Source organism: Chitinophaga sp. 180180018-3, assembly GCF_037893185.1.
Lineage (GTDB): Bacteria > Bacteroidota > Bacteroidia > Chitinophagales > Chitinophagaceae > Chitinophaga.
In genome coordinates, this window is record NZ_CP140772.1 from 4968314 (window position 1) to 4986849 (window position 18536).

General features: G+C 41.0%; 13 protein-coding genes. 2 read left to right on the top strand and 11 right to left on the bottom strand.

Features of this window, described 5'->3' with window-relative positions:
- Positions 1–98: 98 nt before the first annotated feature.
- From UNH61_RS19285 to UNH61_RS19320, 8 genes are all read right to left on the bottom strand, one after another.
- Positions 99–1511, bottom strand: coding sequence for a LamG domain-containing protein (locus UNH61_RS19285; protein ID WP_326993623.1), 1413 nt, complete (start codon positions 1509–1511; stop codon positions 99–101).
- Between the two features lie 347 nt (positions 1512–1858).
- Entirely contained in the window at positions 1859–2683 is an 825-nt protein-coding gene (locus UNH61_RS19290; RefSeq protein ID WP_326993624.1) for a M57 family metalloprotease, read from the bottom strand.
- Between the two features lie 489 nt (positions 2684–3172).
- Entirely contained in the window at positions 3173–5545 is a 2373-nt protein-coding gene (locus tag UNH61_RS19295) for an ABC transporter permease (protein WP_326993625.1), read from the bottom strand.
- Between the two features lie 503 nt (positions 5546–6048).
- Entirely contained in the window at positions 6049–7065 is a 1017-nt protein-coding gene (locus UNH61_RS19300) for a YncE family protein (protein ID WP_326993626.1), read from the bottom strand.
- Positions 7066–7092: 27 nt separating this feature from the next.
- Positions 7093–8487 (bottom strand): hypothetical protein, encoded by a 1395-nt coding sequence (locus UNH61_RS19305; protein ID WP_326993627.1) that lies wholly within the window; start codon positions 8485–8487, stop codon positions 7093–7095.
- A 32-nt stretch (positions 8488–8519) separates the two neighbouring features.
- A complete protein-coding gene (locus UNH61_RS19310; RefSeq protein ID WP_326993628.1) occupies positions 8520–11288 on the bottom strand; it encodes a TonB-dependent receptor in 2769 nt (922 codons plus the stop codon).
- A gap of 272 nt (positions 11289–11560) precedes the next feature.
- On the bottom strand, positions 11561–12823 hold the full coding sequence (locus UNH61_RS19315; protein WP_326993629.1) for a HAMP domain-containing sensor histidine kinase: 1263 nt from the start codon (positions 12821–12823) through the stop codon (positions 11561–11563).
- Positions 12807–13502, bottom strand: coding sequence for a response regulator transcription factor (locus tag UNH61_RS19320; protein ID WP_326993630.1), 696 nt, complete (start codon positions 13500–13502; stop codon positions 12807–12809). The genes UNH61_RS19315 and UNH61_RS19320 overlap by 17 nt, the downstream gene beginning before the upstream one ends.
- A 961-nt stretch (positions 13503–14463) precedes the next feature.
- Between UNH61_RS19320 and UNH61_RS19325 the strand changes: the two genes are divergently transcribed.
- The gene (locus UNH61_RS19325; protein WP_326993631.1) at positions 14464–15027 is read left to right on the top strand and encodes a hypothetical protein; all 564 of its coding nucleotides are present in this window, start codon (positions 14464–14466) and stop codon (positions 15025–15027) included.
- A 51-nt stretch (positions 15028–15078) separates the two neighbouring features.
- Here the strand turns inward: UNH61_RS19325 and UNH61_RS19330 are convergent, their stop codons facing one another.
- Both UNH61_RS19330 and UNH61_RS19335 read right to left on the bottom strand, forming a co-directional pair.
- Positions 15079–16050, bottom strand: coding sequence for an AraC family transcriptional regulator (locus UNH61_RS19330; RefSeq protein WP_326993632.1), 972 nt, complete (start codon positions 16048–16050; stop codon positions 15079–15081).
- A 258-nt stretch (positions 16051–16308) separates the two neighbouring features.
- Positions 16309–16668, bottom strand: coding sequence for a helix-turn-helix transcriptional regulator (locus UNH61_RS19335; RefSeq protein WP_326993633.1), 360 nt, complete (start codon positions 16666–16668; stop codon positions 16309–16311).
- 640 nt (positions 16669–17308) lie between these two features.
- Between UNH61_RS19335 and UNH61_RS19340 the strand changes: the two genes are divergently transcribed.
- Positions 17309–17515 (top strand): hypothetical protein, encoded by a 207-nt coding sequence (locus UNH61_RS19340; RefSeq protein ID WP_326993635.1) that lies wholly within the window; start codon positions 17309–17311, stop codon positions 17513–17515.
- Between the two features lie 206 nt (positions 17516–17721).
- On the opposite strand, the gene UNH61_RS19345 is transcribed toward UNH61_RS19340, so the two are convergent.
- The gene (locus tag UNH61_RS19345) at positions 17722–17901 is read right to left on the bottom strand and encodes a hypothetical protein (protein ID WP_326993636.1); all 180 of its coding nucleotides are present in this window, start codon (positions 17899–17901) and stop codon (positions 17722–17724) included.
- Positions 17902–18536: the final 635 nt, after the last annotated feature.

Below are 18536 nucleotides of genomic sequence, written 5' to 3' on the forward strand. Positions count from 1 at the left end.
CGGGGGTTGAAAGTTATCTGTGATCCCTCGCTTCTGCGGGGCGAATGTTCTATCACATCATCTTCTGTCGATATGCCGGTCTTCACGAATCGTTACGGTCAGTTGTTCAGGTTGAACAACTGCTGTACTTCGGCTGCCGTAAGTGATCTGCTATAGATGCGGATATCATCCAGGGCGCCCTGAACAAAGTAGCCGTTGGTAGGCGAGTTAATGTCATCGCGGCCGATGTACAACTTCACGGTTGCAGGAGCATTAGGCGGGGTTATGCCAGTGACAACTTTATTCAGTACGCCATCTACATAAAAACTTATTTTCTGATCAACCACAGTATACACGCTGGACAACATATGCCAGCCACCGGTGGTGATTACCGTGGTGCTAAAGGCGTTCATGTAACCATAGAAGCCTGCGCCGCTGGCATAAGCAGATCCACTGATTCCAAAAACGTAACCACCCGGACCATTGTCGCGTTTGGTAACCAAAGCTGAGCTAAAAGAAGGATTATAAGCATCCAGCTTCGCCCAGGTATTTACTGTGAAGTCGGTATTGGTTAACCGGAGGTCGGTAGAATCATTTACAGCAATAAAGCTGTTGGAGCCATTGAAGTAGAATGCGCTTTTTGCTACACCTGACCTGTTTGCTGTAAGCGTGGTGTTGGTGGCGATACCATGATGATTATTGCCGGACAGGTCGCGCGCACCGTTAGTGGAATCCAGCGGCCAGTAAGCGATCAGGCCAGTGTTAAGATCGGCCGGGGTGTACAGTTGCTGGATTTCTGTGGCACTCAACGCTCTGCCATAGATGCGAATATCGTCTAAAGCACCCTGAACAAAGTAGCCATTGGTAGGCGAGTTAACGTCATCTCGGCCGATGTACAACTTCACGGTTGCAGGAGCATTAGGCGGGGTTACGCCAGTGGCAACTTTATTCAGTACGCCATCTACATAAAAACTTATTTTCTGGTCAGCCACAGTATACACGCTGGACAACATATGCCACTCCCCTTTGGCAATTACTTTGGTGCTAAAGGCGTTCATATAACCATAGAAGCCTGCACCGCTGGCATAAGCAGATCCACTGATCCCAAAAACGTAACCACCCGGACCGTTGTCGCGTTTGGTAACCAAAGCTGAGCTATAGGAAGAATTGTAAACATCCAGCTTCACCCACGTGTTCACGGTGAAGTCGGTGTTGGTTAACCGAAGATCAGCAGAATCATTTACAGCAATGAAACTGTTGACGCCATTGAAATAAAAAGCACCCTTCTTGTTCCCGAACCTGTCTGTAGTGAGCGAGGTATTATAGGAAACACCATTGTGTTGATGGCCGGATACGTCGTTAGCCAACGTAGCGCTATCTAACGGCCAATGAGCAATCAAACCGCTAACAATGCCGGTATCGCCCTTTGGAGGTATGCCTGGATCACTGATGATAGTTTTCGAACAAGAGAATAATGCCAGCATTGCTGCGCTGCATAGGCTAACTTTTTTCAGGATTTGTATTGCCTTCATAATAAAAATTAAACAGTGAAATATTGTAAGAATTTATTTATAGACGCAGAAACGACCGACATGCAGTCTTGTGAATAGCCTCTCAGGCTAAACAGTACAATAAAGGTCAATAACAACACTACATGGGGATATACGTATTTCATAGTTGGTGCACTAAGTACAGCGTAACAGCATCGACATATGTAAACATATATACATATTTACAAGCGTGCAAATATATATACAAGCTGTCGTATTGGCAAAATTTTCAACAGGCTAGAAAACTTGACATATTATAAGAAGGTTACACCGCACGATAGCTGTGGTGTAACCTTTCCTTTTTTCATGCATTTCCGGCTAGCGATGGATTATTGATACAGATAATTTAATGCAATGATATCATTGGCATTAAAGGTACGGTTACCACCATTGGAGCAGGCCAGCATCCAGGAATTCGCATCCGGATCGCTGGGGGTACCGGGCAGATATACTGCGCCTACACCTCCATCGCCTTCATTTATCGGATCGCCACCGCAGCTATAGGAACGGTCCATATAGTCGGTATGGCGCATGCCGATGCAGTGTCCTATTTCGTGTTGGATCACTGAGCCTACGTACAGTACGTTCGGGTTGCTACCGTAGGCATCCGGGTGGGTATTCATCTGTATAAGATTATAAGGATTTCCCATATCGGTAGGGAAACCTGATGATCCCAGCGTAATATAACCGCCACTAGGCCCCTGATAGAAGCCCTGAATGGTTATATCCGCGGTACCGCTGGTAATGCGCTGGAACTGGATGCGCAGGCCCAATGCATTGTAACGCTGGATAGCAAGGTCGGTGCCTTGCACGAAGGCACTTCCCAGATTGCTGACCATTACAGTGATCACGCGTGGCAGGCCACCTACCAGGTTATTGGTAGAATACTGTTCTGTTTTGGCTACTCTTACTTTATTATTCCGGGCATCCCGGTTGAGTTCTTTTGAACTAAGAAAAATATCTCCTTCTACGAGATAACCCCCATTTAGGGCGTGTACATTTTTTGTACTGAAACCTTTTGCCTTGATCAGTGCCAATACGTCGTTAGAGACGCTGGGTTTGTCAGCACTGCCTTGTTTGTTGTCTTTCTGACATGAAATAATGAGTGAAACTGCCACCAGGCAGATCAGGAAAAGAAATACTTGATTTTTCATCGGTTGAGATTTTGGGTTTTGGGTTTTAGATTGCTATCGTGTTTGCATGAAAAAATAGCGTTAACGTACACACGCATTTAAGATAACGGAAAGCCTATGATTACTCACCTGCCAATAAGATCATCATCGTTATTGTCATATGCATGCTTAGAATGATGGATAGACTGACTTTTTGGTATAACAGATTTGAATATGGGTTACTCAGATTTGCTTAGATATTATGGCTCAGCGTTTGGATTTGTGTTGTAATTACTTGCCAATATTACAGCTTTCTTTATTGAAAAAAAAAATTTAAAATAGATACACTTGTATCTCTCAGTAGTGGAATAGCAGTGGCCTGAATTACTTTATGGGTTTATTTTAATCGGATTTTAATTGATTTTTAATTTAATACTGTATTTGACGATAAACGTAATTTACTCATCCGTTAAATCACAGGTCTCCGGAAAGTTTTGGCAGAAGGTGTTCCTGTTCTTAGAAACAAGAAATCTACTCGCTCCTCAAGCTTTTTACCGGATTAGTCACAGCCACTTTGATGGTCCGTATACTAACAGTTATCAATGCAATTAACAGGACCGCCATTCCGGTTAATGCAAATATCCACCAATGGATAGCTGTTCTGTATCTATAATTCTGCAACCAGTTGCTCATAAACCACCAGGCAACAGGGAAAGCAATAAGGAATGAGACTGCAACCAATTGTAAAAATTCTTTCACCAATAATTCGCACAAACCTATTACAGATGCACCCAGGACTTTACGGATACCAAGTTCTTTTGCGCGGCGCTCTGCAGTGTATGCCGCCTGTCCGAACAGGCCAAGGCAGGAAATAAAAATTGCCAGTGTCGCAAATACTCCGGCCAATTTACCAATGAGCGTTTCAGAGGAAAACATGGCATCGAAATCTTTGTCAGCAAATCTATATTCAAATGGAAAGTCCGGATTTTCCGACTTCATTACTTCCTGTGCTTTTTTCAAAGCCTGCGGCAGGTTTGTATATTTCTTAAATCGCACGGCTATAACAGTCGATGAATACGCGCCACTGAATAAAACGAGCGGCGCCCCACCGCCATACACATCATTGAAAACAAAGTCTTCAATAATACCTATTACAGTACGCCTGTCATTGCCGATTGTGATGATGCTGCCAGTCTTTCCCTCTTTGCCCATCAACCTGGCCATGCTTTCATTGATAATAACATTAGTACTGTCTGCATAACCAGGATAAAAGTCCCTCCCTTTAGTTAGTCTCATATGCATGGTTGAAATATATTCAGGGCTTACAACGTTGGAGTAAACAGATACCTTGCTATCTGGATTCTTGCCCTGCCAGCTAAATCCGTATCCATAGCTATGCAGATGAAGCGCATCATGTAAACTAATAGCAGCGTTCTCTACATAGCCGGTTGAGAGGAGCTTATCTTTAATTACGCTGAAGTGCTCTTTCATATTACCCTGTAAATCCATATAGATCAGGTTGTTTTTGCTATAACCCAGATCTCTTTCCTTTACATGCTGCACTTGCCGGTAAACAATTATTGTTGCAATAATAAGTATAACAGATGCAGTGAACTGCATTACCACAAGTCCTCTACGTATAAAAACAGTTCCCGTGGAGTTTTTTATCTTCAGACCCTTTAACACTTTTATAGGATTAAAAGATGACAGATAAAATGCAGGATAGCTGCCCGCAATCAGGCCAGCCATAACTCCTATGCCTAAAAGAAAAATAAGATGGGACGGATAGAACAGGTTTACAGACAATTGTTTTTGCACAAGGTCATTATACACAGGCATCAGCATATACAGCAATAGAACCGCCAATATTACCGCTATAAAGGACATCAGTAACGATTCGCTGATAAACTTTCCTATCAGCCCTTTTCTGCCGGCGCCCATTACTTTAAGCACACCCACTTCTTTAGATCGTTGCTCAGAACAGGCAGTGGCCAGGTTCATAAAATTGATACATGCAATAAGCAATATGATAAACGCAATTATCGAAAAAAGCTTAACATATTTTATGTTGCCTCCATCCTGAACGCCATTTACAAAATTGCTACGCAGATGCCAGTCGTTCATATTAAACAAAAAACATTGAGCGGTATTCCCATCAACTTTGGTACTTAAGTAATTTTTCAATTTTTCGTTGATGGATTCCACCTTCGCATCGGGCGATAATTCAACAATTGTTTCTGTCAGGTTATTACTCCAGGGCTTCAACCATGTATTCGCATTTTCCCATGTTGTATAGGGCGATAGCCATTCGAAATGATATGAACAATTCGACGGCAAATCTTTAAATACTCCAGACACCGTATATAATCCATCAACACTGAATGCCGCCCGCGCATTCATAGCAATCGTTTTACCAATAGAATTAACATCTCCGAATAATTTCTCCGACATCGACTCGCTTATTACAACTGAATTCGGATCGTTCAAAGCCGTGCCTGCATTACCATAAATGAAAGGTAATGCGTACATAGAAAGTACTGATGGATCTGCATACATTCCCTTTTCTTTGATCATTTTTTCGCCAACAACCGCAAGTTCGTCCATTGCCCAACTTAAGCGACCACTGTTAACAATGCCGGGAATATCTGCTTTTAACGCTGCAGACAAGGGACCTGGAGTTGAACCATTGGTATTTATACCCGCATCATTTTTTTCGTTTTGCATCACATGAAACAGGTTGTCACGTTTTGCAAAATTGTGATTGAAGTTAAGCTCATCTTCTACCCATAAAAAAATCAATGAAGTGCAGGTAACGCCAACCGCAAGACCGACAATATTAAGTACACCAAACTTCTTATTCCGTTTCAGAGCCCGCCATGCTGCTTTGAGATAATTTTTGATCATGATATTAGAATTAAGAATTGCTCCTACAGATGTTAGCATTAAGGATTGAGTGTTCAGCCCACTTTTACTCACGACTCACGACAATTGGTTCCGGGAAATCGTTTTTGAACATGTGATTGTTGTCAGAGGATTTAATAGGTGAACAAATCGCGAAAGAGGTGCCGGTTTTTAATTATATGTGGGCAAGATCAATATAGTTTGCAGTTATTTATAATTTGTTCGATTTTGATACAGGGGTGTTCGGTTTCGAGGTTCGTTTACTGCCAGTGGCAGAGAGGCTGTGGAAAGGGTAAAGGTGGTCGACTAAAAAAGTAAAACCTGCGACCAGTGTAGTGCCCCCAAAAAGTTGGACACTTCTTGGGGGCACTACACCAACCGGGGTTTTGCCGTGTCTTTTAATCCTCTGCCGGAGAAATGGTGTGAGGAGGTAATTCAGTAATGCGGTTTTCATCAATGCCATCCATAAGGGGTTATTCTGTTTACCGCTATTTCAGTACCGGACACTACTTAACCGGCCCGTATACAGATACCCCAAAAGTACCAGGCTGTATCACATTTCCTCTTTTATTGGCTGCACTCATATACAGTTTGCGTGTAGACGCGCGATGTACCATTGTTTTGCTACCTACACTTGTTTTAAGTGTCTGTATAACCTCATAATGGTCGGCATCTTTTTGCTTAATCAATGTTGCAGTACCATCGGCATTGGAAGCCACAACAATTTTCTTTGTTGCTTCAAAAATAACAGCATCTGTACCTTTACCCAGTGGCAGGTTTGCTACTATTTCGCCATTGTCTGTTTTAAGTACGGCCAGGGTTTGGCTTTCTTTGCATGCAACAAAAAGTCTGCCTGTAGCATGGTCAATTGCTATACCGGTTGGTGCAAGGTTGGGTGTTAAAGCAAAGCGTTTTACTACTACCTTTTTAGTAATATCTATTGCTACTACCTCGTTTTTGTCCTCAAGATTATTGTATATTATGCCCTTGCCATCAAAAACAGCAAATTCTGGTGCGCCACCAAGATCTATTTTCCCTGTTTCTTCATTTTTAGTTACATCAATAATTATTGCATTTTTGCTGTCGCCACAAAAAACAATAATTTGTTTTGTAAACGTTTCGAAAATAATTGCATCTGGTTTTTTACCACTGATGGCAATTGTTTTTACTGTTTTAAGTGTCTTGTAATCAAACACTGTAACGGTATTATTTAAACTATTGGTAATATACCCCAGCCCAAAAGCCCTTGCAAAAGCTATACCGTGCGCATCTTTCAGGTTCTTTATGGCCCCAACTTCCTTTTCGGTAATTAAGTCTATCACATGTACCTGATCAAAATGAGAAACAAATAATCTTTCAGCTTCTCCATCCATTTTTATATAGTCCCATTTACCATTTCCTTCAAGTGGGATTTTTTTGATGAATTTATAATCCAGATCCTGTGCTTGCAATGAAAAGCTTGTAGCTATAAGGCTAACAAACAATACTGGTTGAATTAAATATTTTAAACGCATATTTTTCATTTCAGATTTTTAAAAAATAACTACATTTTAATGATGGTTACCTGCGCCGTTTATCTGGTAAGCACCTATATCCTTGCCTGGTTGCAGTAGTTCAGTAATTCCATATACAGGATCTATGGGAATATTACCTGTAGGCACAAAGCCAGTATATCCAATACCAATGCACGGCGAATTAGGTTTCAACGCAAAATTGTAATTCCCCACTACACAAACGTCTCTTAGGTTAAAGCCGGCAGGCAATGGAACCGGCGCGTTAATAAACAATGGGTTATTCTGACCTATTAACGAAGTTCCGTCGTACTTGTCGCCCAGCGTATAATTGGCAGGTAAAAATGTAGCCGGGATTGGAATATCGGTAGGTTGCGGTTTGGTAATATAACTTACCGGGTAAAATTGGTTGGTAACCAATGACGAATCGCCGTACTTAAAATTATAACCATACTCCAGGTTCAATGTATCGGCCGGAGGCGATACTACAACCCGGGGGCCTACCTTACAGTTAACTATTAAGTTGTTGTAGAATTTTCCGGCGGCACCTACTTCGTAATTTACAGAACCACCACGTCCGGACTGGCTGCGACGCCATCCGCAATTAATAATTGTATTGTTGTAAAACCGCAAATTTGTTTGAATGGTTGTGCCCCCGCTGTTAGATATTTGTGCCGCATTGGTAGCAACTCCAACACACAGGTTGTAGGCAAAGTCACCAATAGTACCCCCTTTTGTGCTAAAAGCCTCACCACTTGTAAAACCACATTTTTCAAAAGTATTTCTTAGTATAGCCACTTTTCCCCCAAATACATTAATTGGGGCATCCACACTTCCGTAAAACCATGAATCTTCAATAATTAAAGAGCCGGCCGGGTTTTGAAAATAAACGCTATACGTATTTTTATTAGAGGCAATACCCATTGCCGGTCCTATCAGGGCGCCGGCCGCCGCACCGCCAAAGTCTACATGCGTCCATTTAAGCACTATTAACGTGCAACCTGTACCACCTATTACGCCCCTCCATAACCCTTTATATGCAGGGTCGGTGTTTGCCGGTGCGCCTACCTGGTCGGTACGGGTAACGCCCGCTACCGTCATAAAATTGGGTTTGTCTTTGGTACCTAGGCTTAATAAAATACCATTAACCAATATGCCCGAACCATTGGTTGCATTTATGTGTACCCCGCTTTCTATTAAAAGGGTATCGCCGGCTTGCACAGTAACATCGCAGCCCAGTGTATATGTTTTACCACTTACCATGGTTCCTTTTATATTGCCGCAAAGCGGTGCAGTATCGCTAACAGGATTTGAAGGCATGGCTACCGGGTGGTAAATATCAGCATGGCGATCTGTAAATTTACTACAGGACGATATACAGATGGTTGTTAAAAAGGCAATCCCGAAGCCCAAAAAAAGTTTTATTTCTTGCATGATAATTAATTTCATTATTTGGATTTTACAGGCTACAGATGATAACGGAAGCCTAATAAAAATGATAGCTTATAATAATCTTTCTGAACGGTAATGGCGTTGCTGCTTTCCTGAAGGGGTAATGCATACCTGCCTGTTAAAAAAGCGTTTGGCTGATGAATTTGTACTGTAAGCGGCGAATTGGTGATATTGTTTACTTTGGCATATACTGAGAATTTTTTCAAAAATGCCTTTTCCATAGAAAAGTCTAATTGGCTGCCTGGATTCTGATAGTAATCTAACCCCAGGTAAGGACTTACCAGTATTATACGGCTACCGGTGTACACGTATGCAATTTGCATATCGAGGCCATTTTTAAAACTTTTATACAATAAAGACACGTTAGCAATGTGGTCTGCCTGCCCTTGCAAAGGTCTTGTATCGCTTACGTCGGTGCTACTTATTTGCCCCGATGCATCCCTTGACAAATAGCTTTTAGAGGTAGTAACCCTTGAGTGTGTATAGGTGTAATTTGCCATTACACCAAAGTTGCCAACATATTTGGTTACGGTTACTTCAGCGCCAAAATTGGTAGCTACGCCAAAATTAACAGGGGTAAGTTTTAAGGCACTGCTGTAAGTGCTGCTTTGCGATTGGGTTGTAAGTTCTATTGGATTTTTGATCCGTTTGTAAAAACCACCTATTAATACCTGGTCTGTTTTGCCCGGAAAAAATTCATACCTCAGGTCAACGTTATCGGCAGTAGAGCGGTCAAGTGCGTTGTTGCCATTTAAAACGAAGTAATCTGTAACGGTGCTGGTAGGCACTATTTCAAAATACCCTGGGCGGGATATCGCTTTATAGTAGGCCAGGCGTAGATTTTGTTTGCTGGTAAGGCTGTATTTCAATTGCAGGCTTGGCAGCAGGTCGTTGTAGTAAATGGTACCGAATCTACCATCTGCCACCTCTGGCTGCACGGTTTGGTAATGATCGTATGTATGCTCTACACGTAAACCACCCAATGCTTCCAGTTTTGGTGTAAGCATTATTTTTCCTTGTACATAACCGGCATATATATTTTCGGTTGTGCTATAGGTATTGGCATTTATTTCACCCGTACCGCCGGCATATACACCAAAAAAGTCGTATTGTGCATTATATATATTAGTATAAAGTTGCGCTGTACTGGTGCTGGATAGTAAGGCAGCAAGTGTATAAGGATTGTAATAATTATCTCTTTTTTTATGCCTTACCAGTCCACCTGCTTTAAATTCCGCATTGCGGTGCAATACGGTTGTTTTATAAGTAAGGTTTAAATAGAGCGATGCATCTTTATCGGTGTTATGAAACCATTCGCGTATCATTTGCCCGTCTAACATTTCTGGTGTACTGGTGGCAACGCCTGCATGATTGGTAGTAATAGCGTGCAGTGTAGTAAATGCAGCCTGATCGGGTATCTGCTGTTTTGCGGCAGAGTAAACGGCAGACCAATCGAACAGAAAGCGCTTGCCCAAGTCGTGTTTGCCCTGTAAGGTTGTATTAAGAATGGTTTGTTCCGTCCATGTAGTTCTTTTTTGTATAAGTACGTTGCCGTTGCCGGGGCCAGTGCGTTGTATAGACAAAACAGAGTCTATTGTGTTACGGGTTTGAAACTGGTTGGTGTTAATATAGGTAGCAAAGAGGCTTATTTTCTGGCCTGGGCTTAATTGATAATCCAGCTTGGTATACAAGCCTAAACGCCTGTCCTCAAATGAATAGTTGCGTAAAAAAATATCAGAAAACGCTGGTACATTTCCAATTGCCGGCTGCGATGTTGGAAAAAAGAAGCTGGAATTGGTACCCCTGTAAATATCCTGGTAACTGCCCGATATAACAGCACCAAACTGCCTGCGCCTGCCAAACCTGTTACCGATTGTTAATCCATATGTTGAGTTAACCGGGTTGGGTTTATTGGTAAGATTCAGGTTGTCTTTAGGAAAATCTTTTGAAGTAGCCACATAACCGGCCACATTATTTTCTGCAGGTGATTTTTTGTTAATGACACTATGGCTAAAACTTTCAAAAGGCTGGCTCCCGAAAATAGTGCTGTAACCAACAGAAACATTGGCCTGGAGAAATAATTTTTCCGGGGCATCTTTCATTACAAGATTAATAGTACCACCTATTGCATCGCCTTCCATTGAAGGGTTCAATGACTTACTTACTTCTAAATTTTGCAACAATTCCGAAGGAAAAAGATCTAAAGGCACATACCTGTTATTATTATCGGGGCTGGGTATTTTAATGCCATTGACCAGTGTGGTATTGTAGCGCTTATCCATACCCCGAATAACGGGGTAGCGTCCTTCGCCGGAGCTGCTTCTGTCAATTACAACGCCCGACACGCGCTGCATTACATTTGCCACAGTTATATCGGGCAAAAGCTGAATGGTTTTCGCCGAAAGCACATTTACAATTTGATTGGCATTTTTTTCATTTACCCTTTCAGAAGAACCGCCGCTGCTTTTTACAACCACACTTTTCATAACAACGGTATGAAGTTCCAATTCGGCATTTACCACTGCAACGTCGGTGCTGAGATTTGCCTCCAGCTCCAGGCTGTTGTACCCAACAATACTAACTACAATGGTGTATTGACCGATTTTCAGGTTTTTAAACGAGTATTTGCCTTCCAGGTTGGTCGATGTAGTAAAGCTTATTCCATTGCCTTTTAATCTTATTGTAGCACCTGGTAATATTTCTTTGGATGCTTTGTCGGTAACAATACCACTAATAGTACCTGCCCGAACAATGGTAGTAATAAATAATAAATGAAAAATCAAAAGAAAATTTGATGCCTTAATGTGAAAATTGAACATGCGAAAGTTTTAATATTTTAGCAGAATAACTGAATTTATTGGCGAATAGAATAAACTCTAATTATTCATCAAATGAATAACTGCTACTCGATTGTGATGTAAAATTGAGTGTTTAATGAGAATAAATGCAGGAATATGGGTTATGTAACTATTATAACATTCTGTACTTTTTGTCAGAATTAACTGTACAAAAGACTATTAATATATTGCTGCCTATGACAGTGCGGGCTTGCTTTCTAAAATTCAATATTAAATTCGTGCTGTTTTGTTTTGTGGGTATAATTATACCTTACCGTCATTCCATAAAGCCCCCCAATTTGCTTTACCAACGCCAGGCCTAGCCCGGCAGAATCTGATCTATTGGTTGTTTTTACAAAGCGGTCAAAAATGAGGCTTTCATCAAAGGACAACGGTTCCCCTTCATTGCTTATTCTAAAATATGCATGGCTAAGTTCTATTTGTACGACTTTGCCTTTGCTACCATGCAGCATGGCATTTTTAATAAGATTGCTAAAGAGTACTTCGTATAAATAAGGGTGACCATATAAATTAATATTCTCTTTAATTTGATGCACGATGGTGATTTGACTGTGCAGTGCAAAATCGTTATAAATATGCAGCAGGTTGTTTATAATCTCACTAACATTTACCATACCGTCCGCTTTAAATTGCTGGTTATCAATTTTGGCCAGCAACAATAGGCCCTGCGTTAAATTGGAAAGCCTGTACAGCGCATCTTTAGTACGCTGTATCGATTTAATAGATTTTACTTCAAGATGTTCTGACTGCATTAGATCGTCCAGGCCGGAAAGTGCTATGGTAAGCGGAGTCTGGATTTCGTGAGAGGCATTTTCCGCAAATTGTTTTTGTTGTATAAACTGCTGACGGCTATAGTTTGTCATTATCGAAATGGCATCGCTCAATACCTGAAATTCGCGGATGGAACTTTTAGGAAAATCATCGTTGATTGGCTGGTCTATCCGAAAGGTTTTCAACCTTCCCACTACTATATAAAACGGCTTCCATAGCGTCTTTGAAATTACCAATGTTAAAATTACCAATGCCACTAAAAGCATTAAGCAGATTAATATAACATTTACCGTAACATCCCATATAATTTTCGTACTCTCATCATTAACCTGCTTCAGCTTTATAATATAATTACTATGCGTAGTTTCCACGCACGCTTCCAGGTACCTTACTTTTACAAATTTTTTACTAATGCCCTCTTTATATACCGTATAATATTGGGGTGAAAATTTTAATTTATTGCCTAATGGTTTTATATCTATATCGCTGTGTACACCTAACCATGGGACATAATTTACAGAGTCCTTTTTTAATTGGAGCGTTACAAATTTTAACCGCCTGGCCAGCTGCTCATCTATATCTTTAAGTATTGCATTACTAATAAATTCATATTGCAATATGCTGCCTATAATGCCAATAGGCACCATTGATAATAACAGGTAAATAAATGTTTTAACTAGTAGTTTCACTCTTTTTTATTGAAAAAAAATATCCAATCCCATAACGTGTTTGTAAATAATCAGGGATACCTGCATCAGTTAATTTTTTACGTAATTTTTTAATGTGCGTATATACGAAATCGTTAGAACCGGCAGCATCCAGATGGTTGCCCCACAAATAGCGGGCAATGGCAGATTTATCAAGAAACCTGTCAGGGTTAGAAATTAAATAGATCAATAATTCATATTCCTTTTGAGTAAGTGTTATAACTTTATTGCCAACAGTTACGGTGCGTGTAATGGTTTGAATAGAGATGAGCCCATAGTTCAAATAAGGGCTTGCATTCTCATTTCTGCGCCTTATAAGAGATTTAATACGGGCATTTAACTCAGGTAAATAAAAGGGTTTGGTGATATAATCGTCTGATCCTAAATCAAACCCCGAAAGCTTGTCTTCCAATGAATTTTTAGCTGATACAATAATAACACTCACTCCAGGTTTTTTTTCTTTTAAAATTTTAAGTGCGTCAAATCCGTCCCCGTCAGGAAGGCCAATGTCTAAAATAACACAGTCATAATTTTTATGAACCGATTCAGTACGGACTTCCTTCAGCGTAGAAGCAGTTGTCACATTGTACTCCTGGCTTTCAAGATAATCGCGCATGGCGTTCAATAAAATTTCCTCGTCTTCAATCAGTAATATATCCATAAATACACACAGTTTTAATAGGTCTGTTATCTGCCGACAGAGGGACTTTTTGTGTTATCAGACGCAAGCTACAAAGACTACATACTACCGTCCATATACAGGATAACGAATATTCTCATGATCGTTTTGGCTAAGAACACCAGCGTAATATATTAAAAAAATAAATACCACCAAACATCAATCCAGACTCAATTAATATCGTTTGTGAAATATCAAAAGATAAGGCGAGAAAAGATTTGCTTAAAATACTTTTTCCTTAGTATTGCAGGTCCATCCAAAATCCTGACTTCTAAACCCGCCAGGGAGCATATAAAGATCGTGTCCCTGGAATGCATAGCGGATGAAGAACTCTCTTGCTATAATCAAATCGCAGATAGCCTTATTTTGGCAAAATTAGGGATATCAGTAAGTACCTTAGCTCATCAACAAGTGCTCGTTAATGTTGTGTAAAGCGTGGCAAATAAAAAGCGGTTTTATAGAAGGAATTCGACTAAACGCTCGACTAAAACAACAAACCCCGCGGCTAGCGCGAGGTTTGAAACTCTCGTGTGATCCCCGTGGGATTATATCAAAGGCTTAATTGGCGCCACTTTTCAAGGATTCATAAATAACTACGGTCAAAATACTATCAAAATTACCCAATCGCAGGTTATATAATACATTTCCCATATACCAACAACTGGATGATCCACAAATCATTGCAGGGCACTTCATGTGGTATCTCTTAGATATCGTTTTATTATCCTTTACCTCTCAATGTGGACAACCTTCTTTTAGCGCCACCACTAAACCAGTATTTTTTTCTCCATTAAAAAATTCTCATTTGCTGCACATTTTTTCTCATTTCGTGCATATTGTTTGACAAAAAGATTTTACAACTTTGAAATTGATAATCGCTGAATGTTTCGGGTGCGTACGGCCTGGCACTGTTCAGTAATCTCTCATTTTTAAATTGTTTTTTATGGCAAAATCAAATGAAAATGTGGTTCTGCATGGAACACATGGTACGCTTGCGAAACAATTGGTGATTCGTCAGCGTTATGGCCAGTCTATTTTGAGTAAACGCCCTAATCATGTAAAAGGCAGGGTAACGCCGGGGCAACAGGCAGTAAGGGATCGTTTCCTGAGTGCTTCCTTATATGCCAAAGCGGTGATGGCTAATCCTGATCAGCTGGCGGTGTACCGCGCTGCTGCAAAGAATGGGCTATCGGCCTATAACCTGGCGATGGCAGATGCGCTGCGGGCTCCGGAAATCAAGGATGTGAATACCGCTACCTATACAGGAAAAACCGGTGAACCTATCCTTATCCGGGCAATAGATGATTTCAAAGTAAAGGAAGTGACGGTAGCTATATACAGCGCGGATAATCAACTGGTGGAAACGGGCAATGCTGTACTGCAAGCCAACGGTCTTGATTGGCTTTATACTGCTACTAAGGATCTGGTTTCACTTACCGGATCTAAGGTGAAAGTACAGGCATCTGATCTGCCGGGTAATGCTACTTCGAAAGAGATAGTGTTATAAGGCGTTTGCTGATCACCCCCGGGAGCATTTTCAAGGATGTTCCCGGGATTTTTATTTATGATAGTGAGCAGGTGTGAAACCGGTGAAATTCCTGAAGGCCCTGATGAACCCTGATACCGTATTATAGCCTACTTCATAAGCAATCTGGCGGATATCCGATTGCTGTTGTAATAGTAGCTTAGCCCGCTCCATCCTGGCCTGCAACAGCCATTCCTGTATACTAACACCGTAGACTAAACGAAAGCCTTCTGCCATTTTCCGTGGATGGAGGTGCACTTGCCTGGCTATCTCCCTAAAAAATATCTGTTCATGCAGAATATTGATCAGCTTAGTACTGACGGTTTGTACCGATTGTATTTCGTCGGGCGTAAAATGATACTTTGTATTGACCTCTTTGGGTATGTCACTAAAGGTATCCAGATACAGGAGTAGCAAGTCGTAGATCCGGGCGCGCAGGAAAATATCACGTTGGGCATCTTCCATATCACAACTAAAAATGCGCTCCAACACCATTTTTACTTTTGGCGTAATAGTGGCTCCTTTTTGTTGCAGCCCACTCCTGCTGTTCTGCAATACATTTTTTAATACCTGCTGGATGGCTTCATTGCTTAGCCCTTCTATGTGTTCGGTATGCAGGTTCACCTGGAAGATGGCTGTTGTTCCTTCCGGGATATCTGCCATATAACTACCGGCAGGGATGTAATACAGGTGATAGATACCGCCTTTTATCTCTGTTTCTCCCAAACCATTTAAACCGAAATTCAGGCCTCCCTGTATGGCGTAACTTAAGGTGATCATGGGTTCGGGGATCACCACCTCCAGGCGTATGGCTTGTTGCATACGGAAGATGTGCTGGTAAATGGTGTACATAGTGGCACTTGTTTGCTGCAGGTGCATTTCTCCGAAAGGGCCGGTTATATTGGTGGTATCCAGAAAAGGTAACAGGTCCGGTGTTTCGGAGGATGGAGAGGATATGGTAATGGATGTTTGCCTTTGCAAGTGTTTCGGTAATATGAATTCCATGACTTTTGGGTTATTAGGGTGAACGGGGGTTACAATTGTTACGGGGCTAATGATGTGCTACGTGTACTAATTTAAGGAATTTTTGGGGAAAAGTGGATTTATTAGGGAAGGTTTCCTAACTATAAGACAAGATTAAAATATTCCAGCCAAAGAAAACGTCTTACAAGTGTAAGCAATCAGGCTGGCGTTAAATCTAATGGCCGTGGTTATCTCCGGCATTCATTTGCTTTAGGAGCACTCGCAATAAATCGGTGCATTTTATTTTTTAGTCCAGGATGGCCGTGCCAGTACAGATTGTAATTTCGATTTGGTCACGAATGCGTCTATGACAGCCAGTACATGTAGTTTATCTTCCGGAGACAATAGGTCAAACTGCTGTAGCTGGCTCTTCTCCTCGTTTGAAATAGCCCCGCCTTCCGGCAATGCGCCAGTAACTAGGTAGTCTATCGATGTTCCCAGTACTTCTGCAATCTTTGCGGCTACCTCGATAGATGGTGTTATGAAATCTCTTTCATATTTACTCACAATGTTTCCGCTGGTGCCTATCTGCGCAGCCAGTTCCGTTTGGGTAAGATTCTTCTGTTTTCTTACAATAGTTACCCTTTGTCCGAATGTCATAGTTTGATTAGTTGATTGGGTTAATTCAATTCAGCCCCCAATCTAAGGAGAAGCAATAATACCACAATCATATTTAAAACATTAGCAATACAATATTTATCCAATAGATATAATTACACACCAAAAAGCACAACTAAACTACATCTTTAAGAATAAAAATTCACTTATATGTACATTTATAATAAATAAGCACAGCTATGAAAAATAGGAAATTGAAAACTAGATTTATTACGGTTAAGCAACTCCATCAGGGACGGACCTATGAGAGTAAATCCGTTTCCTGCATTCAACTTGCAGGTGTATGGCTCCAGGAAGCCGGTTTTATTGTCGGTGACCGGGTTAATGTTCATGTACGACGTAACCGTCTTGTAATTACCAACGAAGAGCGGCAAGTTATACCTCTCCCACCAGAACCAACCCCAGGTAAACGGAAAATGCAACGGATCAGTCGCCTCCTTGCTGCTGTTAACCTTGACATGGAATAGACCAAACTTTTTGTTAACCTAAACAGTCAGCCGGTGAATTTTAAATATACTGTAAACATTGATCGTATCGGACAGTATAATTTTATAAATTCGTATTTAGGGTTGTTTCTTAATAAAGATATGGACCCCGAACGAAATATTAAAACCATAAGACCATGAAAAAACGTAAAGAGTACGACGCGGTCGCCGAAGTAAGAAAAATCAGGGAAGAATTAAGCCTGAAGTACTGGGGCAATCATGATTTATTATTTGAAAGATTTAAAAGAAGCCAGGAAAAAGTTTCACCTGGAACAAGAAGCGCTACAAAAGCGTTAACTCCCTCCCATTCTTCCTTTCCCAAATTCATAAGAGTACTAGTATAGGTTTGCCTACGCAATAGAGAGATAGTCTTTCGTTGTAGTGGTAGGCTTTAATTTCCTTATTACCTGTTCTGGTAATGGGCATGCTGTACCTTTTTGCAGCCTATACCGAGGGGGAATGTTGCACTCCGGAGGTAGCCGGGTAGGAATGGACTATTTGTTCCAATGGAGGACATAAAAAGGCCCGGGGCGCTCCCGTGCCTTTTTACTTAAGGCATAAGCTTAATACAGCTCACAGTTGCAAAGTACAGCATGACTACCTGGCGGCAGGCCAGCTCCGGAAACTCTTGGGCGACTGCCTGTTGCTCGCGTGTGGTGAGAAGACGACTGGCGCCATTGGCGCAGTTGTAGATGGCCCAATAGGTAACAAACTTTTTGATGTAATACATAAAACGTAGGTTTAAAAGGTTGGTTAAACAATGGCTGCCAGAGGGCAGCTTTTAAAAGAAAAAAGAGAAAAAAAGAGAGCCATCTCCCCAGCCGGTACAGGGGAATTTTCCAAAAAAACAACGGATAAATGCGTGGGTTACTACAGCTGATGGCTTGATGCCGCTGGTGCAGGATCAAAAGTTGAGAATATGTTATGTCGCTTTATGCCGTTTTTTTTTGGGGAAAATTCTTCCTGTACTGGCTATCTTTGCGGCTTTTTTTTCTCTTTTTCTTTTAAATGGTGGTCTCCTCTATAACTGAGTTTACAGTTGATAAATTAAAACTGGCATCTACCTATTTAAAAGAAAGCTTTTATATGGAGAGCGAGAATATGCTCAAATTGGCAAGTAAATTTTTCTTAAATAGAATTTCAATAGCAAATTATTTTATTCAAAGTGCAATTGTCCATCATGCAAAGATGCAACCCGATGGGTAGTGAGGGATTGTAAAGGATAAAAATCGTAGTTGCAAACTATAGAGTACATCAACAATCCATAGTTATCGCTGTCTTAGTTGAAATAGTTTGGATTTAATCCTACAGCCGGCTCAAAGTAGTTAAGGCTTGACCTGACGATCGTTTTGAATCTTTATTCCT